The sequence below is a fragment of the Haladaptatus marinus genome, assembly GCF_051194195.1.
Genome location: NZ_JBLZNK010000001.1, coordinates 186,810 through 204,187 on the forward strand (window position 1 = coordinate 186,810; position 17,378 = coordinate 204,187).

Here is a 17,378-nt window from a genome sequence, read left to right on the forward strand (position 1 = left end):
CACGTGCCACGATTTGACTTGAAACTATCACTTCCATCGATATTTATCTTCACTGCTGTCCAATAGATGCAGTATGGGAAATGATAATATACTCACGAACGCGATCATCGGGGCTGTCGTAACTCTCGTTACGTCCTTCGTTCCGTTTTCGCCCGTTCTCGGCGGGGCCGTCGCGGCCTACCTCAGCGATGCCGACTCCGGCGATGGCGTCCGAATCGGTGCCATCTCCGGCGCGATAGCGACGATTCCGATGATTTTCGTCGGATTCCTGTTCGCGAGCATCTTCCTCTTCGGGAACGCGCCGGGTGGATTCACCGTCTTCCTCATCGTACTCGGTGTGATTGGCATACTCTACACCGCCGGACTGAGTGCGCTCGGCGGCTACATCGGCGCGTACATGACGGATACTAAACGAGGAATCGACGTAACGTCTCAGTGACGGCGTCTCCCGCCGCTGTCACCTCGTTTTCGTTCACGTACTCCCGCGGTCCGTGTGCAACTGCACCGTCTTCATCGGAGAGTACGCCCGGACCGAACACGACCGTTGGCGCGATTTGCGCAAAATAGGATGCCTCTGTCGCCGCGCCGAACGGTCGTACCTCGCCGCCGGAGGCGTCTTGGAGCGTTCGCACGAGTTCCGAATCCGCGGCTGTCTCGAACGCTTCCAGAAACGGCGTGTCCCGTTCGGCGAGCGAAACGTCCACTCCAACTCCTTCGGGCGCGGACTCCCGAAGATGCGTTTCGAGCGATCCTCGAAACTCCGCCGCACCTTCCGGCGGAACGCTCCGTCGGTCGATGACGAACGAACATTCCGCGGGAATCTGGTTCGTCGCGGTTCCACCGTCGATGGTCGTCGGGGTCAGCGTCGGCGACCCGAGTTCCGGATGTGGGGCGCGGGTGTCGAACGTTTCCAGCGCGGCCAGCACAGGTGCGAGGCCAGCGATGGCGTTGACACCTGCCTCGGGTTGTGCGGCGTGGGCGTTCTCTCCCCGAAGCGTCACTGTTCCCTGGAATCGCCCTCTTCCCGCGTTACAGACGTCGAGCCCAGTCGGCTCGCCGACGATGACGGCATCCGCATCGATGGAAAGTGCCGCCGCTCCCGTCGAATCGGTTTCTTCGTCCGGCGTGATTGCGAGCGTCACCTGTCCTCGCTCGGGTTCGACGGCGAGGAAAGCAGCAAGAAATGCGGCGAGCGGCCCCTTCGCGTCACAGGACCCACGGCCTCGGATTCGGTCGCCATCACGCGAAAACGGAACGTGTGGTGGAACCGTGTCGATGTGCGTGTTCAACACGACGTGGGGGCCGTCTTCCGGCCCGTCCCGCTCCGCGATGACGTTTCCGGCGTCGTCTACCGTAGCGGCCACATCCGCCGATTCGAGCGTTTCCGCGAGCAAATCGCGCATCTCAGTGACCGACTCGTGTGATGGGATCTGTACCGCCCGCTCCAGAAATTCGATCGTGTCGAATCCGGTCATGCTTCCAAGTCGAGTCGGCCCGCCGTGGAGATTCGCACTCTTCCCTCGAACTCGGTTTCGACCGGGCCGGAGAGCGTGGCGTACCGCTCGCCGAGCGCGACTTCGAGGTCGCCGCCCGGTGGTGACACGGATATCTCCCGTTCCTCGGTTATCCCGAGTCGTCGGGCAACCGCCGCGATTGCGACCGCCCCGGTTCCACAGGATTGGGTTTCGCCTTCGACGCCGCGCTCGAACGTCCGCTGGTCGAACCCACCGTCGCGCTGTGACGCGAAGGTGACGTTTGCGCCCTCGGGGAACATTTCTGCATGGCGAATCGGCGGCGCGTCCCGTTCGATATCGACTGACTCCACGTCGTCCACGAAGATGACGGCGTGGGGGACGCCAGTGTTCACTGCCGTCACTTCGTAGCCGCCGATTTCCTTCTGTACGAGCGGTTCGTCCTGCGCGAGCGGAACCCCGTCCGGCGAGAAGTCGGGCGCTCCCATCTCGATGGTCGCGCCCTCGTCGTCGATGCTCGCGTAGCGCGTTCCGGCGAGAGTATCAATCATGACCTCGTCGGCGTCCGCTTGTTCTGCGGCCCACACTGCGGCACAGCGCGCGCCGTTACCACACATCTCCGCCGTGCTTCCGTCGGGTTGCACGAGCGTCATAACGACCCGCGGTGGCCGGTAGTTCGGTTCGAGCGCGAGGAAGAGGACGCCGTCCGCGCCGATTCCGTCGGCGCGGTCGCAGGCTTCGCGCGCGAAGCCTGCGCGATTCGGGACGCAGACGCTCGCGTCCACGATGACGAAATCGTTGCCGGTGCCGTGGAACTTCTCGAAGGAGACGTTCATTCCCAGGTCACCTCCTGCTCGGTCGCAGTCACGTCGGCAATCGTTTCGCGTCGGTTGACGACTGCGCTGCGGTCGCCGTCCACGACGACAGCCGCCGGTCGCGGACGGGAGTTGTACTGGCTTGCCATCTCGTAGCCGTAGGCACCTGCGTTGCCGATTGCCAGCAAATCGTCGCGCTCCGGGTCGGCAATCGTGTGTTCGCCGAAGGTGTCCGAACTCTCGCAGATGGGTCCTGCGATGGTCGTCTCGATTTCGGGGCCGTCCCTGGCGAGATTCCGGACGTGGTGGTAGGCGTCGTAGAGTGCGGGTCGGGCGAGCGTCGTCATCCCGGCATCGACCCCGAGAACGGTTATGTCCGGGGTTTCCTTGACCGTGTTTACTCGCGTCAGGAGGACGCCAGCATCCGCGACGAGATAGCGACCCGGCTCGACCACGAGCGTTGCATCGAGGTCACCGAGCGCTTCCCGAGTCGCCTCCGCGACCGAATCGAGGTCGAGCGGTGATTCGTCGGGATGGTACGGAACGCCGAAACCGCCGCCGACATCGACGAATTCGAGCGACAGGTCGATGTCGCGTGCCAGCTCGCCCATCCGTGAGACGAGTTCGCGGTGATTGCTCAAATCGTCGCCGGAAATCCCGCTCCCTGCGTGGGCGTGAATCCCCACGACATCGAATCCGTCCGCAGCGGATTCGAGCAGTTCCGCGGCGCGGTCGTACGGGATGCCGAACTTCGCGTCCGCGCCGGTTCGAACCTTCTCGTGGTGTCCGGCACCGACGCCAGGGTTGACCCGAAGGCAGAGTCGCCCGTCGTAGCCGCGTTCCGCGAGTCGGTCGACGGTGTTCTCCGCACCGACCGTAATCGTCAAGCCGGGATGTTCGTCCGCGAGTTCAACCGCTCTGTCGAGGTCTTCCGCAGGCGGGTTGACCGCGGTGTAGTGGACTCGTTCGCCCTCGAATCCAGCGGCGAACGCGCGCTCGGTTTCGCCTGCCGATGCACATTCGACGCTCGACCCTTCGGATTCCAGCGTTCGGAGAACTGCCTGCGAGGTGTTTGCCTTCGCCGCGTAGTGAACGTCGGCGTTTCCGAACGCCGACGCAAATCGCTGGTAGTTCTCACGCACGCGACCGAGGTCGGTGACGTACAGGGGCGTTCCGTGCTCCTCGGCGAGCGATTCGAGTCGCCCGGACGGCCAATCCGCCAGTCGCCGTACGTCGCGGTTGTCGGTTTCGTTTCCCTCGTCACTCGATTCGCTCGTCACGCTCATCGCAGGGCCTCCTCACGCTCGACCTGTTCCAGCGTGTCGTCTTCCACATCGAGGGCGACGACGGCGGGCTTGTACGCCCCGCCGTCGAACAGGTCGTGGTCGCCGAGTCTGGACTCCACGAATCGGGTGAAGGCACGGCGGTTCGCGGGGAGATGGCCGTACAAAATTTCCTCGTCAACGAGGTCGTAGACCGGAATTCGCGGCGTGAGAAGCGTGTTTTCGCCGACGATGCTTCCCTCGCCGACGACGAACCCAGAGGTGACGCGACAGCCAGCGCCGAGGGTTACATCGTCCTCCACGATGACGGGAGTGTTTTCGACAGGTTCGAGGACACCGCCGATGAGAGTGTTCGCGCCCAACTTCACGTTCGCGCCGATTTGGGCGCAGGAACCGACCGTGTTGCAGGAATCAACCAGCGTTCCGTCGCCGACAGACGCGCCGACGTTGACGAAACTCGGACTCATCATGATGCAGTTCGACCCGATGTGTGCCCCTCGCCGGAGGACGGTTCCGTCGGGGGTATTTCGGGTTCCGCGTTCCGGAAGGTCGTCGGTTTCCCGGAGCGGAAGCACGTCGTAGTAAGTCACGTCGCCGTACTCTCGGCCTTCGGTGTTCCGGAGGCCGAAGTTCAGCAGGATGCCCTGCTTCACCCATTCGTTCGCTTCCCACGCGCCGCCGTGCTTCTCGGCGGCGCGAATCTCGCCCGCTTCCAGCGCGTCGAGGAACGCGTCGAGGGTTTCGTACGCGTCCCCGGCGTTTTCTGCATTCAATTCATCCGATTCGTATCGCTGCCACAACTGTCGTATATCGTTTCTCATTCTGCTACTACCTCGCTAAAATCGTACCAACCCGGCGTTCGCCCGGCCAGCCACACCGCCGCATCGAGTGCGCCGTCAGCGAACACCGCCCTGCTTCCCGCGCGATGGGTCAGTCGCAGTTCCTCGTGGTCGTTCGCCAGTAGGATTTCGTGTTCACCTCGGATTCCACCCGCCCGTCGCGCGTGGACGCCGATTTCGCTGGATTCGCGCAGCGCATCTCCCTCGCGACCATGCACACGCCCGCCGAATTCTCCGGCGGACTCGATTCGGTCGAGAATCGCGTTCGCCGTGCCGCTCGGGGCGTCGCGCTTGTGTCGGTGGTGGGATTCGGTGACTTCCACGTCGTAGCCCGGCAAATCGCTTACCGCACTCTCGACTGCTCGGAGTAACGCCTGAATCCCCCGCGAAAAGTTGCTCGCGAGGAGGACGGAAACCCGCTCGCTCGCTTCGCGGAGGACGGCCTCGCCGTCCTCCGCGAACCCGGTCGTCCCGACGACGCAGGCGACGTTCGCCTCCGCACAGTCGGCGACGAATTCCTGACTCGCTTCGGGGACGGAAAAGTCAACGAGCACTTCGGGGTCGTACTCGCGGAGTACGACCTCGAACTCGTTCGCGGGTTCGACGGGGAGTCCGTCGATTTCTCCCGACAGTTCACGGCTCACGCCCGCAACGACGCGGACGTCGTCGCGGGCGGCCGCCTGCTCGATGACCCGTCGTCCCATTCGACCGGTCGCGCCGGAGACGAGGACACGCGTCGCGGAGGAGGATTCCCGCGTCATACGGGTTCCTCCAAGCTATCGAGAACTCCGGCCAGTTCCTCGCGGTTTTCCTCGGAGAGGGGGGAGAGGGGCGAGCGGAGTCCGCTCGGCCCGTAGCCCCGGAGTTCCATCGCCGTCTTCACCGGAATCGGGTTCGTCTCCGAGAACAGCGCGCGGAACAGCGGTCCGAGTTCGTACTGGAGTGCCTGTGCCCGGTCGTACTCTCCGTCGAGCGCCGATTCGACCAACTCGCAGGTTCGCTCGGGTTCGACGTTCGCCGACACGCTGATGGTGCCGGTCGCGCCGAGCGAGAGCATCGGAAGCGTCAGCGCGTCGTCGCCTGACAGCACCGAAAACGCCTCGTCTCGGGTTCGCTCGATGATTTCGCTTATCTGCCCGAGGTCGCCGCTCGCGGCCTTGTAGCCCGCGATGTTTTCGTGCTCCGCCAGCGAAACCGTCGTCTCCACGTCGATGTTTCGGCCCGTCCGGGACGGGACGTTGTAGACGATTTGCGGGAGGTCAACCTCGTCCGCGATGGTTCGGTAGTGTCGTTCCATCCCGGTCGGTTCGGGCTTGTTGTAGTACGGGGAGATGAGCAGGAGTGCGTCGGCACCGGCGTCTTCGGCGCGCCGGGAGAGTTCGAGTGCTTCGTGCGTGGAGTTGCTTCCGGTTCCGGCGATGATCGGAATATCGACGCCTTCGACCACTGCCTCCACGACTTCGGCGTGTTCGTCGTGGGTCAGGGTCGCGCTCTCACCGGTCGACCCGACGGGAACGAGGCCGTGGACGCCGGCGCGTTCGAGGCGCTGGGCGTCGCTACGGAGTTGGTCGTAATCGATGCTGTCGCCCGCAAAGGGCGTGGTCATCGCGGGGTAGACCCCACGGAACGGTTGGTTTGTCATTGGTTTTGAGTCGGAAATCGGTGGTCGCGCGGTGCAAAACGAAGATGGCAAACGACGGGTGTGCCAATCCCGCCGAGAACCGGTTACGCCGCGCGTTTTTTGCGTTTTCCGACTGTGCCGTCGCTTGTCCCATACGCAAACAGGGGATGAGCGACAGCACATGGCATATACAACAGGGCTGTTTCCGTGGGAACTTATGCCTTACGCCGTAGGCAGAGTCTGCGGCGGTCGTCGATTTCTGCTGTTTCATCGGGAAAGTACCAAAAGAGGAATTCGAAACTATCGGTTGGCCGGTCGTCCCCTTCGCCACCCTCTGCTACCGATTTCGATTGAACGAATCCGTCTATATTCGTTCCGCTTCGGAGATATATTTATTAATCATGTGCACATTTGTCAGATAATGAATTGGAACCTGATTGGACGGTGCGGTGTACGATACACGCTCGTCTACGCCGGTTTGACCGTCGCCCTTGTTTACGCCGCAACTGGGTCAGGTATGGCGATTCTCTCCATGTTCGGCCTCGGGTTAGTCGTCTTGTTGTTCGCGCTCGGCGGAACCGGCACCGTGCGGATGGGAACGGCGATGACCAACGCGGATTCGATGGGTATCGGGAGCACCGTCGTTGATCCGAACGATTTACACGCAACGCAGCTGGACAGCGATATCAAGTTTCTCTTCTACGGCGTCGGATTGCTGCTGTTCGCGGCGCTCGCACTCGTTCTTCACGGGTGAATGAAATCCGGCGGTCTTATCACGTCTCCGGAAATATCCACGGTCGATGCTCGTCCTCGGAGACGCACACGCCGCCGACCCCGAAAACCGGCGCGCGCTCTTTGCGGCCTACCGCGAAGCAGACCAAGACGTGACTCTGCAACTCGGTGACTTGATGTACTACGATTTGCCGAAACCGACGTGGTTCATCGCGGGCAACAACGAGGATTTCGATACGATTTCGGCGCTGCGAAACGGTCTCGTGTCGAACTCCGAGGTTCGGAACGCCAACCTGTTGGCGAGCACCGCCGTCGAACTCGAAGGACTCAGAATCGCCGGGTTGTCGGGGAACTACGCCCCGACGCAGTATGACCGCCCCCGCGCGAACCTCGTCGGCGAGCGACGCCGTCATTTCACGTACGAGGACATCGAGCGCGCGACAGCGTTGGAATCAGTCGATGTGTTGATGACTCACGAAGCACCACACGGGTTGCCCGTTTCCGAGGATTATGAGGTGGGGTGTCAGTACATCGACGACCTCCTCACCGTGCTCGACCCCGACCTCTGTCTCATCGGCCACCATCACCAACACTCGGAGACGACCATCGGTACCACTCGTGTCGTCAGTTTGGCACCAACGTGGGAACGGTATTACATACTTGATCCCGACTCCCTCTCGCTCACGTGGGTGGATATGAAAGAACACTGAAAACGGGAAAGCAGGAACCTCTTTATGCGAGTAGTTATCACACCAAGGTATGACCGAGATTCACCCCGCCCAGCGCGTCACGGTCTTGGCCGACGCGCAAAACCTCTATCATACGGCTCAAAGCGTTTATACCCGTAATATCGACTACTCATCTCTTCTCTCGAAAGCCACACAAAACCGTGAGTTGACACGCGCTATCGCGTACGTCATTCAAGCCGACAGTCCCGACGAGGATCGCTTTTTCGATGCGCTCACCGAAATCGGATTTGAGACGAAAATAAAGGCGATAAAAACGTTCGGCGACGGGTCGAAAAAGGCGGATTGGGACGTTGGCATCTGTCTCGACGCGATTACGCTCGCACCGAAAGTCGATACCGTCGTCCTCTGTACGGGAGACGGGGACTTCGCGCAACTCGCCACACACCTGCGTCACGAAGGTGTGCGCGTGGAAGTAATGGGATTTCAAGAATCGTCCGCCGAAGAACTCATCGATGCTGCCGACGCGTTCGTCGATATGAGCGAACGGACCGATACGTTTCTGCTTTAGACCGGACGGCCGTCTTCTGCCGTTCCGTACATCAGCGCGCCTGCTGCGAGCGCGACCGTGGCTAGACCTGCGAGTGCGTTCCCGACGAGCGACCCTGCCATCGACGTGATGGCGAAAATCAGGATGCTCCCGGCCAGCAGAAGCGCGACTCCAAGTAGTTCTTTGGTGTTCATACGCGCCCTTCGGTCTCATTCCTAATAAATCACTCTCAAATCGATAGACTGCGCCATGGTGACGAATGACATTGTTATGTAATGGCATGACAATCTAGGATGTCGAAGGGCTTTCACCCCACCGCTACAAAACCGGGGCAATGACCGAAGCCGAAACCGAAACTGTGGAGGCCGACGACCTGCCCGCGCTCCGCATCACCGCGGATTATCAGTTCGGAGCGGGCGCTGGCAGCGCGCTGTTTCCGACCAACGAGGAGTTGGAGATTCGCCGCTCGTCGTCCGGACGCCCACAGCAGGTTCACGCGGATGGCACCCGACTCGTCACCTACGCGACCGACGGACGATTTACGCTCGGACTCGCCGGTGGTCTTCGACTCGCCGACGCCCTCGACTCCCCGGCAGGTCGCGTTGTCGTCGGCGACGAGAGTGAACCGTTCGTCCGCGACGGTAAGAACGTCTTCGCCAAGTTCGTTGACGAAGTCGATAGCGACGTTCGTGCTGGCGACGAAGTGCTCGTTACACACGGAAACGGCGACCTGCTCGCGGTGGGCCGTGCCGAACTCGACGCCGATGCCATGCTGGATTTCGAGACCGGAATGGCGGTAAAAGTGCGCGACGGTGCGAGCGACTAGGACACTGTCTCGCCCGAATTCATGAATCGACTTGAACCCATCGGCGTTCTAGCTATTGGGCTCGAAACGATGATCGGCTCGATTGCCACGACACAGGGGATTTCTATCGCCGTCCTTCCCGCTGTTTTCGTTATGTTGGCAGGGATGATCGTGGTTGCAGTTGGTCTGTACCACCCATAACATCGCCTACGCCGAAATCGCGGTACGAGCTCGGATTCGCAGTCCGATCTCAATCCAGCGAACAATATCATTCATCATATATTCCAAAAATATTTACAGTATGGATGTGGACTGCTCTCAATGCGCATCCTTCGAGTTTTCTTACTCTCCCTTCTCGTCGTCTCCGCCGGTTGCGCCGGATATCTCTCGGAAACCGATTCGACCGCCGAGACGGAAACGGTAGCAGCGTCCGACCTTCCGCCGGGAGTCAGCAGCCAATGGGTTCACGACCCGGGTCGGCTGGTCGAGGCACACGAATCATCCCTCGATGACGCGAACTATAGAGCTCGAACGAGCGTGACGGCGAACGCCTCCGAAATTGGTGGCTTCTGGTCGCGAACGAACCGTTCGGCACACGTCGGTACCGGCATCGCGGTGATACGCGGACGCGAGAACGGTACGTCGATGCGCGCCTATCGAACTGACCACCATCCCACGCGTCAGAGAGCGGTTAACCGCGATTTTCACCCGTGCGGACTTCATCGTGACCGGAACGGTGGTTCGAAACGGGACACAGTACGTCCGCCTCGAAGCGACTGAGGCGACCATTCCGAACACGAAACAGTTCTCGGCGACTGCGCTGGTCACGAGCGACGGACACGTCCGCGAACTCTCCGGGTCGTCCGTCGTGAACGCGAACGATGTGAGCGACACGGCCACGAGAATCGGCTTCGCCTACGAGTTTCGGCGCGTTGCGTCGTCACCGGTGCGCCCGACATGGGTTCGGAACGTCCCACGACTCTCGCTCCACCGAGTTGCCGACGGCGAAGGAATCGCGATACATAACGCCGGTGAGAGACCGGTCCCGGCCGGAACCGGATTTTCCATCAGAGCGACGAACTGGAACGTGACGGACGGAGAACCCGTGTTCCGTGGAACCGCTCGCCTCGGCCAATCGCTACAACCGGGCAAGACGCAGTATCTCCACGCTGCACGGGTCAGCGGGGAAGTCGGATTCTTCGCCGCCCAGCAAGAAACAACGCGGGTGAACTCGGCCGTTTTCCTTTCGAACCGGACGATAACGGTCGACGGAAGGACGGAGAACACTCGCTTCCTGCTCGTCATCGAGCTCGACGGGAACCGTCGGTAACGCGCCGCGGTTGCGTCACGTTTTTGCCTCTCCGTTCCGACGATTCGGGTATGTTTGGAGGAGGCGGCGGCGGACTCAACCCCCGAAAGATGCAACAGATGATGAAACAAATGGGCATCGACGTGGACGATGTCGATGCGGAAGAGGTCGTCATCCGGACGGCTGACGGCGAGGAACTCGTCTTCAGCGACCCCGAAGTGACCCGGATGGACGCCCGCGGTCAGCAGACCTATCAAATCGTCGGCGACGCCGAGACGCGCGAAGCATCCGGCGCGAGTGGTGCGGTCGAAGCTGGCGGTTCGGACTCGTCCCCGAGCGAGATTCCAGACGCCGACGTGGAAATCGTCGCCCAGCGAACGGGTGCGAGCGAGGACAAAGTCCGCGAGGCACTCGAAGCGGTTGATGGCGACCTCGCGGCGGCGGTCGAGCGACTGGAGTGACGATACTGCTCGTTCACGGCGACCGAGAGTATCTCCGTGACCCCGGCGAGGAACTTCAGACCGACCTCGGCGTCCTCACCGTTCCCGAGGACGTACAACCGGGCGACACGCTGACGACTCACCTCGACGAAGATTTTACGGTTCGCAGACTTCGCGGACCCGACCTCTTTCACCATTTCGAGCGAACCGGCGCGCCGATGCTCCCGCGAGACATCGGACTCATCGTCGGCGAGACGGGTGTTTCGGCAGGCGACCGAGTGTTGGACGCCGGAACTGGAACCGGCGTTCTGGCGGGCTATCTCGGCCGAATCGGCGCGGACGTTGTCACGTTCGAACGCAAATCGGAGTTCGCGGACGTCGCCCGCGAGAACATCGAGATGGCTGGCGTGGCCGACCGAGTCGATGTTCGAACCGGCGACATTACCGACGAGGTGGACGATCTCGGCGAATTCGACGTGCTCACGCTTGACACGCCCGATGCGGCGAAAGTCGTCACGCACACACCCGACCTGCTCACGGACGGCGGGTCGCTCGGTGTGTACGCCCCGTTCGTGGAGAGCGCCCGCAATATCGAGATGGCCGCGCACGAGGCCACCCTCGACAACATCAGAACGATGGAAACCCTCCAGCGCGAGATGGATTTCGACGACCGCGGCACGCGCCCCACGACAACCGGCGTCGGTCACACCGGCTATCTGACGTTCGCGCGGAAGACGTAACCTCGGTTTCGATTTTTCTGTCCTCTTTCAGCCAGCGAGTGCAGTGAGCGATAGGCAGACGACACAACCGCTAGAGACCAGCATTGGACACACCCGCCAGAAATCAGCCAGTCACACAACCGCCTGTTTCGTGCATTTTCATAGCCACTAGAAATCGTCACTTTCCACAACCGCTTTCAGCCAGCACACTCTCCGCGAGCGAGGAGCGATAGCGACGAGTGAGCGGGCCGACGACTGAGCGGAGTGGAACGAAGCGAAGAAGGAGTGCTTTTGGTCGAGCTTTTACAGGGAGACGGACAGAGCCAGCGCGATTCACGCTGGCTCTGTCTCTCGACTGTGGTAAAAGGTCGTGGTTAGTGGTCGTCTTCGCGCCACTTGTGCTCGCACTCGGTGCAGACGAAGAATCGGGTTTCGCTCTCGTCGGCGGAGCGAATCTGTTGCATGTACCAGTAGGCCTCGTCGTTGTCACAGTTCGGACACTGCGCGCTCGTCGTCGGCAGGCCGTTGGTTCCGCCGCCGCTCTCGATTATCTCGCTGACTTCTTGGTCTTCGGTGACGGTGTACTCGCTGGCGTCACCTTTCGGTTTCTCGTAGCCGCAACTTCCGCATACCCAAAGACCGTTGTCGGCTTTCATCATGGAACCGCACTCGTCACAGAACTCCATTGTTGTCCCGGGATAGCCGACGCGCCCATTTAAACGGCGTGCTTCTCAGCCCTCGCCTTCCGACTGGTACGGTTCGCCCACGGCCTCCCGCGGCAGGACGTTGTTGATTTCCGCATCGATGTCTTCGACGGATTCGTACATCTCCTGTTCGGTCTGAGCAACGAGTTCGCCGAGGTTTTCCTCCCCTTCCGCGAACTGAACCGTTACGTCGTCCAGTATCTCCGTGGCCTCGTCACGCGACACCGGATAGGGCAGCCGTTGGAGTTCGGACTCCAGATGACTGAAGTTGACCGTACGTGCCATGAGAACATGGAACAACGCGAACCGCCTTAGGTGTTATTACGGCCGCCAACACAATGGTCTTCAGCATCGGGTGAGTATTTCGAAGCGAATGTTCGGTACCGACAGACGAGTGTTAGCGCTGGCGCTGGCGCGGATGGCAGACGCCGTCGGCAACTCGTTCCTCATCGTCGTACTTCCAGTGTATATCGCGAGCGGTTCGGTCTCCGGTTCCACGTTCGGTCTGGAGGAGGCGATGGTCACCGGAATTGTCCTCTCCCTGTTCGGATTTCTCAACAGCTTCACGCAGCCGTTCGCCGGGAGAATTTCCGACCGAACCGGAAAGCGGAAACTGTTCATTCTGCTCGGGTTGGCGATTCTGGCGCTGACGAACGTCACCTACGCCTTCGCCGGCAGTTATGTTTCCCTCATGTTGATTCGCGGGCTACAAGGCGTCGGTGTCGCCTTCACGATTCCCTGCACCATCGCACTGGTCAACGAACTCGCCACGGCCGACAATCGCGGTGGGAACATGGGTATCTTCAACACCTTCCGCCTGTTGGGATTCGGCCTCGGTCCGATTGCGGCCGGCTCGGTCGTAGACGGTGGTTCATACACGTTCGCTGGCGTCCAGTTGACCGGCTTCGATGCCGCCTTTTACTTCGCGGCGAGCGGCGCGTTCGTCAGTTATCTGCTCGTCACCCTGCTGGTGAGCGACCCGGAACGAACCGAAGCCAGCGCTGGCGAGGAGTTCGACCTTTCGCTCCGTGATTCGACGAGTGGACTCGACCCGGTCTTCACCCTTGGCCTCACGACGCTGTTTTTGGCCATCAGCATCGCCCTATTGGCGACTATCGAACCGACCATCAACGAGCGACTGAATCAAGGAAAAACGTGGTTTGGCCTCCAGTTCGCGGCGTTCGTCCTCGCGCAGGTTGCGCTTCAGGCACCCGTCGGCCGCGCGAGCGATCGATTCGGACGACGCCCGTTCATAATCGTTGGAATGGTGATTTTGGTTCCGGCGACGCTGATTCAGGGATTCGTCGACACCTCGATGCAGATGCTCGTTGCCCGCCTCCTACAGGGTGTTGCGGGTGCGCTGGTGTTCGCTCCCGCGCTGGCACTTGCGGGTGACCTTGCGCGTGAGGGGCAGTCCGGAACTCAACTGTCCATCCTGACAATGGCGTTCGGACTGGGAACCGCAATCGGCCCGCTTGCGTCCGGATTCTTGGTTCGATATGGGTTCGAAATGCCGTTCGAATTCGGAGCGACCTTGGCCGCGCTCGGCGCGGTTCTCGTCTACACGCAAGTCGAAGAAACGGTGCCGGTGGGTTCAGACGCGGAGTCGCGTCCCACGCCACAGGATTAACGGGGGTTAGTTGAACTCCGGTTCCCGCTCATCCAGGAACGCGGCCATCCCCTCGCGTTGGTCGTGCGTCCCGAACAGCGAACTCCAGAGGCGGCGTTCGTATCGCAGCCCCGCCGACTGCATTCCTTCGTGTGCCTGATTCAGCGCCTCCTTCGCGGCTTGGAGGGCGAACGCCGGGCGTTCCGCGAGGTCGCTCGCCATCTCCGCGACGTGGTCGTCGATTTGGTCGTGTGCGACGACCTCGCCGACCAATCCCATTGCACGGGCATCCTGTGCGTCGATTCGCTCGCCGAAGAAGATGAGCCGACGAGCCAGTTCGTCGCCAACCAAGCGCGAGAGCCGCTGGGTGCCGCCCCATCCCGGAATGATGCCGAGGTCGATTTCGGTCTGGCCGATGATGGCGTTCTCGCTGGCGACGCGGAAATCACAGGCGAGAGATAGTTCGCACCCGCCGCCGAAGGCGTAGCCGTTCATCGCCGCGATGACGGGCGCTGGGAACTGTTCTAGCATGTCGGTCACTTCGTGGCCCAGTTCCGCGTACTCCTGTGCCTCCGCCACTGAGAGGTCTTGCATGTGGCTGATGTCGGCCCCCGCGATGAAGGCTTTCTCGCCAGCGCCGGTCAGAACGAGTGCGCGGGCACCCTCGGATTCGGCCGCGGAAATGGCGTCACGGAGCACGTGGAGCGTTTCGACGTTCAGCGCGTTGAGTCGGTCGGGGCGGTCAACCGTCAGCGTGGCTACGTCGTCGTTGAAATCGAGTCGTACCGTGTCCCATTCGGGCATGGGTTGGGTATCTCGTGGAACTCGGTTAATCGTTCCGAAGATGTGGGTCGTGAAGGGCAGGCAGTCGGATTGCCGTCGTACCGATTCCGATGAATCGTCCGATTGACTGTGGAGTAACGACTGATTGGGTCATTTCTGCGACTGCTGATGCAAGGCGCAAACACGCCCGAACGCGCTCGATCGCTCGTGGCTTCGCCACTCGATCCCTCTGCGTTCGCCCGTATCCAGCCAATACCGCAGGGCGGGCAGGCCGTGGCCTGCCCGCCCAACCCAAATTCGACCAGCCGTTTTTTCGGGATTGGCTTTCGAAATCCGATAGCAAAATCGACCAGTCACTTGGCGGAACCTGGTGGGAACGGGCGAACGACTGCAAGGAGTGAGTGACGAGTGAGGGGTCATCTCTGCCAAGCAACTGCAAACGTCACGTCACAACCACTGTATTTGTCACATGAGTGATGTCCTTCAAATTCGTTCCAAAACTGGCCACCTACACCATGCGAAACTCATCCGAACTGAAACTACTGCCAAAACTGCTCCGGAACTGGGAAATAACACGCCCTCATATCCACCCCACAATGACGCTGTCCGAGGAGGCCCGCGAGCGACTCGCCGACCTGGTCGAACTGCAACCGACGAAAAACAGTGAGTTACAAGACCGCTGGGGGTTGGAAAGCGGGAGCGAAGTGCATCAGTATCTGGAGAGCGAACTGAAGGAGTACTACTACCGCGACGAAAACAGCTATATCTGCGCGACGACTGAAGCCAACGACCTGGTGGACGTGGAACCCGGAATGGTCGCCGACGAGGATGGGGACGGCCCCAGCATCGTCCGCGTGCCCGAACTCCAGCAACAGGTGTTCGCCGTTCTTGCAGACCCGGACGATCGCTCCGAGAGCGTCGTCTCGGTGCTCCACAAACTCCGCGACGAGTTCGACATCGACCCTGACGTGGACGACGTGCGCTCCGCACTTCAGAGTTTGAAGCGAAAGGGCGTCGTCGAAGTCGTCTATCGAACCGTCCCGACGTTCAAACTCGCCGTCTCGCGCGACGACATCACCGTCGAAGCGTCCGGCTAAATACCGACGGAACGTCCGGCTACCCCGGCCTATATCGCTCCCGACGCGAATCGAGCAGTCGCCGAATCGACTTTCCGGGGCCACCCTCGATTGGCCACCCTTTCTGACGCCAGGCAGGTGGTTCGGGTTCGAACTCGGAACAGCGCCCGGAGCACTCCCCGGCCGTCTGCGAACACGATTTCGCCGAACAGTGCGGAAGCATCATCTCGTTTTCGTGTCGAAGCTCGAAGTATCGACAGTCGGGTCGCATGGTTCGGGTGTACGACCGCCAGCCGCGTTCGTAGGCCCGTTCGGCTATTTCGAGCCGTTTCCGGTGCTTCGTCGCTCTATCGACGTACTCGAAGCGAGCCGCCGACTGGTCGTACTTCCCTCCGTTCGGTCGCTCCAAAATTCGGGTTCCTGGCGCGTCAACGTTGAGACTTCGGGGGAACCACGCCACGTCGGTGTCCTCCGCATCGTACCCACCGAAATCGTCGTCCTCGCTCCCTCCGAACGTCAGAATCCCCGCTTCAACGGGGAGCGATTCCAGCAGTGCGGGCTCGACTCGGTCACCCGTCGTGCGCGTGGCGACCCACACCTCGTCGGCCAGTGCGAGGGCAACGTCGCGTTCCATCTGCGGGCGTAAACTGCGAGCCGCACTGGCGTCCAAATCAGGTTTGTTCTCGATGGCGACGATGCGCCGAATCCAGTCGGGATACTCCCAGCGTCGCCTGATTTCGAGTCTTCGCCCTCGTTTTCGAACGTCCAAAATTCCTCGGTCGTCAGCCTCGTGAATCGTCTCCCGCACGTACCGCCACGGATATCCGGGGTCAGGAAGGGCGTCCTGATACCACTCCCACTCCTCGGGCGCGTGTCGAATCACGTGCAGTTGGTCGCTATCGAGTCGCTCCTGCCCGAACTGCGAACGCCGAGCGAACTCGTCGGCGTCTACCTCCACGACGACCGTATCCCAGCGCCTACGTTTCGTGCCGAGTTGTCGGGAGACGAGTACCGGGCGTTCACGGCCCTCCGGTGGCCAACATCGTTCTGCCCACCGACAGGTTCGCAGTTCGAACTTGAACTCCGGTTCGGCCATACCGACTCCTCGTCCCCCGTGTTGGTAAGCGATTCGACCGATTCATAACAGAAAATATTTGTTTCTCTGCGTGAAGATTCACGCTACGCTCGTCACGCGACGGGTGAACGCGGTTTTACCGCCACACTACTCTGATAGTTATGGATATCTGACATATACTCACCGCTCTGGTGGTCGTCTCGCTTTTCGCAGGTACTGCCGTCGCAGGCACTGCCGGAAGCGCGACGAGCGCCGACCAGAACCCTGCTGTACTGCCCCCGTTGCTCTTCCAGCAAGAAGGCGATAGCAACGCAACAGTCACATTCAATCGCTCCATCTACGAGATTCAACGGGGCGAGACGGCCACGATGAACGTCAGCCTCAGTGGTCTCGACGCCATGACCGTCCAAATCGGTGGCGGACAGGCTTCGTACAAACTGGACGCGACCGTCACCGACGGTAACGGCGACGGTCAGGTCGTCTTGCAGTTCGACACGTCGAAAGCCGGAAGCGGCGACGGGTCGGCATTGACCACGCAAGGCGACGCCGACTCCCTCTCGGTCAAAAACGAGACGAAAGTAGGTGCGCTGGAGCCGTTCATGTACGGTCTCACCGTCTACTCGGGAACCGGCGAGAACGTTCCGACAATCGCCTACGGCGGTATCAACGTCCAAGGCGACGGCACGGCGAGTCAGACTACCACAACGACTACGACGACCGAACAGGACAGTTCGTCCGAAGGGACGACGACCACGGCTACGGAAACAACTGAATCCGACGGCTAACCCGGTTTCGGCATCGGTCTCGCGGTGACTGCCCTCGCGGGAGTCGCACTGCTGGCGCGTCGTCGATAACGTCCG

Annotated in this window: 24 protein-coding genes and 1 pseudogene; 14 read left to right on the top strand and 11 right to left on the bottom strand. The window is 61.1% G+C overall.

Going from position 1 to position 17,378, the window contains the following annotated elements:
• Window positions 1–73 precede the first annotated feature (73 nt).
• Window positions 74–439 (top strand): DUF5518 domain-containing protein, encoded by a 366-nt coding sequence (locus ACN2TU_RS00955; protein ID WP_435151883.1) that lies wholly within the window; start codon window positions 74–76, stop codon window positions 437–439.
• Here the strand turns inward: ACN2TU_RS00955 and ACN2TU_RS00960 are convergent.
• From ACN2TU_RS00960 to dapA, 6 genes are read right to left on the bottom strand one after another with little or no spacing between them, the layout of a single operon-like run.
• Window positions 408–1,475 (bottom strand): M20 family metallopeptidase, encoded by a 1,068-nt coding sequence (locus ACN2TU_RS00960; RefSeq protein ID WP_435151886.1) that lies wholly within the window; start codon window positions 1,473–1,475, stop codon window positions 408–410. The genes ACN2TU_RS00955 and ACN2TU_RS00960 overlap by 32 nt on opposite strands.
• Window positions 1,472–2,308, bottom strand: coding sequence for a diaminopimelate epimerase (dapF, locus tag ACN2TU_RS00965; protein ID WP_435151889.1), 837 nt, complete (start codon window positions 2,306–2,308; stop codon window positions 1,472–1,474). Before dapF ends, ACN2TU_RS00960 begins: the two co-directional genes overlap by 4 nt.
• Window positions 2,305–3,573: a diaminopimelate decarboxylase gene (gene lysA / locus ACN2TU_RS00970; RefSeq protein ID WP_435151891.1), complete on the bottom strand. Its 1,269-nt coding sequence runs from the start codon at window positions 3,571–3,573 to the stop codon at window positions 2,305–2,307. The genes dapF and lysA overlap by 4 nt, the downstream gene beginning before the upstream one ends.
• Window positions 3,570–4,391 carry a 2,3,4,5-tetrahydropyridine-2,6-dicarboxylate N-succinyltransferase gene (locus ACN2TU_RS00975; protein WP_435151894.1) on the bottom strand — a complete coding sequence of 274 codons (822 nt, stop codon included), beginning with the start codon at window positions 4,389–4,391 and terminating at the stop codon, window positions 3,570–3,572. Before ACN2TU_RS00975 ends, lysA begins: the two co-directional genes overlap by 4 nt.
• Window positions 4,388–5,170, bottom strand: a complete 783-nt coding sequence (dapB, locus tag ACN2TU_RS00980) for a 4-hydroxy-tetrahydrodipicolinate reductase (protein WP_435151897.1) — start codon at window positions 5,168–5,170, stop codon at window positions 4,388–4,390. The genes ACN2TU_RS00975 and dapB overlap by 4 nt, the downstream gene beginning before the upstream one ends.
• Window positions 5,167–6,051 (bottom strand): 4-hydroxy-tetrahydrodipicolinate synthase, encoded by an 885-nt coding sequence (gene dapA, locus ACN2TU_RS00985; protein ID WP_435151900.1) that lies wholly within the window; start codon window positions 6,049–6,051, stop codon window positions 5,167–5,169. Before dapA ends, dapB begins: the two co-directional genes overlap by 4 nt.
• Window positions 6,052–6,451: 400 nt before the next feature.
• Between dapA and ACN2TU_RS00990 the strand changes: the two genes are divergently transcribed.
• From ACN2TU_RS00990 to ACN2TU_RS01000, 3 genes are read left to right on the top strand one after another with little or no spacing between them, the layout of a single operon-like run.
• Window positions 6,452–6,784 carry a DUF8070 family membrane protein gene (locus tag ACN2TU_RS00990; RefSeq protein WP_435151902.1) on the top strand — a complete coding sequence of 111 codons (333 nt, stop codon included), beginning with the start codon at window positions 6,452–6,454 and terminating at the stop codon, window positions 6,782–6,784.
• Window positions 6,785–6,830: 46 nt separating this feature from the next.
• Window positions 6,831–7,472, top strand: a complete 642-nt coding sequence (locus tag ACN2TU_RS00995) for a metallophosphoesterase family protein (protein WP_435151905.1) — start codon at window positions 6,831–6,833, stop codon at window positions 7,470–7,472.
• A 49-nt stretch (window positions 7,473–7,521) separates the two neighbouring features.
• Window positions 7,522–8,019 carry a LabA-like NYN domain-containing protein gene (locus ACN2TU_RS01000; protein WP_435151908.1) on the top strand — a complete coding sequence of 166 codons (498 nt, stop codon included), beginning with the start codon at window positions 7,522–7,524 and terminating at the stop codon, window positions 8,017–8,019.
• On the opposite strand, the gene ACN2TU_RS01005 is transcribed toward ACN2TU_RS01000, so the two are convergent.
• Window positions 8,016–8,192 (bottom strand): hypothetical protein, encoded by a 177-nt coding sequence (locus ACN2TU_RS01005; protein WP_435151911.1) that lies wholly within the window; start codon window positions 8,190–8,192, stop codon window positions 8,016–8,018. The two genes, ACN2TU_RS01000 and ACN2TU_RS01005, sit on opposite strands and share 4 nt — an antisense overlap.
• A 140-nt stretch (window positions 8,193–8,332) precedes the next feature.
• On the opposite strand from ACN2TU_RS01005, the gene ACN2TU_RS01010 reads away from it, so the two are divergent.
• The 5 genes from ACN2TU_RS01010 to ACN2TU_RS01030 all read left to right on the top strand — a co-directional run bounded on the left by ACN2TU_RS01010 (window position 8,333) and on the right by ACN2TU_RS01030 (window position 11,292).
• Window positions 8,333–8,824, top strand: coding sequence for a PUA domain-containing protein (locus tag ACN2TU_RS01010; RefSeq protein ID WP_435151913.1), 492 nt, complete (start codon window positions 8,333–8,335; stop codon window positions 8,822–8,824).
• 300 nt (window positions 8,825–9,124) lie between these two features.
• Complete coding sequence (locus ACN2TU_RS01015) at window positions 9,125–9,583, top strand: hypothetical protein (protein WP_435151916.1); 459 nt, start codon at window positions 9,125–9,127, stop codon at window positions 9,581–9,583.
• Window positions 9,528–10,133 carry a hypothetical protein gene (locus ACN2TU_RS01020; RefSeq protein WP_435151919.1) on the top strand — a complete coding sequence of 202 codons (606 nt, stop codon included), beginning with the start codon at window positions 9,528–9,530 and terminating at the stop codon, window positions 10,131–10,133. The genes ACN2TU_RS01015 and ACN2TU_RS01020 overlap by 56 nt, the downstream gene beginning before the upstream one ends.
• A gap of 50 nt (window positions 10,134–10,183) precedes the next feature.
• Window positions 10,184–10,573 carry a nascent polypeptide-associated complex protein gene (locus ACN2TU_RS01025; RefSeq protein ID WP_435151922.1) on the top strand — a complete coding sequence of 130 codons (390 nt, stop codon included), beginning with the start codon at window positions 10,184–10,186 and terminating at the stop codon, window positions 10,571–10,573.
• Window positions 10,570–11,292, top strand: coding sequence for a methyltransferase domain-containing protein (locus ACN2TU_RS01030; RefSeq protein ID WP_435151924.1), 723 nt, complete (start codon window positions 10,570–10,572; stop codon window positions 11,290–11,292). The genes ACN2TU_RS01025 and ACN2TU_RS01030 overlap by 4 nt, the downstream gene beginning before the upstream one ends.
• A 353-nt stretch (window positions 11,293–11,645) precedes the next feature.
• Here ACN2TU_RS01030 and ACN2TU_RS01035 read toward each other — a convergent pair whose 3' ends face one another.
• Together ACN2TU_RS01035 and ACN2TU_RS01040 are read right to left on the bottom strand one after the other, a co-directional pair.
• Window positions 11,646–11,957 (bottom strand): transcription factor S, encoded by a 312-nt coding sequence (locus ACN2TU_RS01035; protein ID WP_435151927.1) that lies wholly within the window; start codon window positions 11,955–11,957, stop codon window positions 11,646–11,648.
• A gap of 45 nt (window positions 11,958–12,002) precedes the next feature.
• Complete coding sequence (locus ACN2TU_RS01040) at window positions 12,003–12,260, bottom strand: DUF5789 family protein (protein ID WP_435151929.1); 258 nt, start codon at window positions 12,258–12,260, stop codon at window positions 12,003–12,005.
• 88 nt (window positions 12,261–12,348) lie between these two features.
• Here ACN2TU_RS01040 and ACN2TU_RS01045 point away from each other — a divergent pair, with 88 nt between their 5' ends.
• Window positions 12,349–13,605 (top strand): MFS transporter, encoded by a 1,257-nt coding sequence (locus tag ACN2TU_RS01045; RefSeq protein ID WP_435151932.1) that lies wholly within the window; start codon window positions 12,349–12,351, stop codon window positions 13,603–13,605.
• A gap of 6 nt (window positions 13,606–13,611) precedes the next feature.
• Here the strand turns inward: ACN2TU_RS01045 and ACN2TU_RS01050 are convergent, their stop codons facing one another.
• Window positions 13,612–14,388: an enoyl-CoA hydratase/isomerase family protein gene (locus tag ACN2TU_RS01050; protein WP_435151935.1), complete on the bottom strand. Its 777-nt coding sequence runs from the start codon at window positions 14,386–14,388 to the stop codon at window positions 13,612–13,614.
• Window positions 14,389–14,477: 89 nt separating this feature from the next.
• On the opposite strand from ACN2TU_RS01050, the gene ACN2TU_RS01055 reads away from it, so the two are divergent.
• Together ACN2TU_RS01055 and ACN2TU_RS01060 are read left to right on the top strand one after the other, a co-directional pair.
• Entirely contained in the window at window positions 14,478–14,768 is a 291-nt protein-coding gene (locus tag ACN2TU_RS01055) for a hypothetical protein (protein WP_435151938.1), read from the top strand.
• 195 nt (window positions 14,769–14,963) lie between these two features.
• Complete coding sequence (locus ACN2TU_RS01060) at window positions 14,964–15,464, top strand: DUF5797 family protein (protein ID WP_435151941.1); 501 nt, start codon at window positions 14,964–14,966, stop codon at window positions 15,462–15,464.
• Window positions 15,465–15,483: 19 nt separating this feature from the next.
• On the opposite strand, the gene ACN2TU_RS01065 is transcribed toward ACN2TU_RS01060, so the two are convergent.
• Window positions 15,484–16,539 carry a DUF5787 family protein gene (locus tag ACN2TU_RS01065; RefSeq protein WP_435151943.1) on the bottom strand — a complete coding sequence of 352 codons (1,056 nt, stop codon included), beginning with the start codon at window positions 16,537–16,539 and terminating at the stop codon, window positions 15,484–15,486.
• A 170-nt stretch (window positions 16,540–16,709) separates the two neighbouring features.
• Here ACN2TU_RS01065 and ACN2TU_RS01070 point away from each other — a divergent pair, with 170 nt between their 5' ends.
• Window positions 16,710–17,303: a DUF7827 domain-containing protein gene (locus tag ACN2TU_RS01070; RefSeq protein ID WP_472850198.1), complete on the top strand. Its 594-nt coding sequence runs from the start codon at window positions 16,710–16,712 to the stop codon at window positions 17,301–17,303.
• A 6-nt stretch (window positions 17,304–17,309) separates the two neighbouring features.
• Window positions 17,310–17,372: pseudogene (locus ACN2TU_RS26925) on the top strand (PGF-CTERM sorting domain-containing protein); the annotation flags it as partial.
• Between the last annotated feature and the right edge of the window lie 6 nt (window positions 17,373–17,378).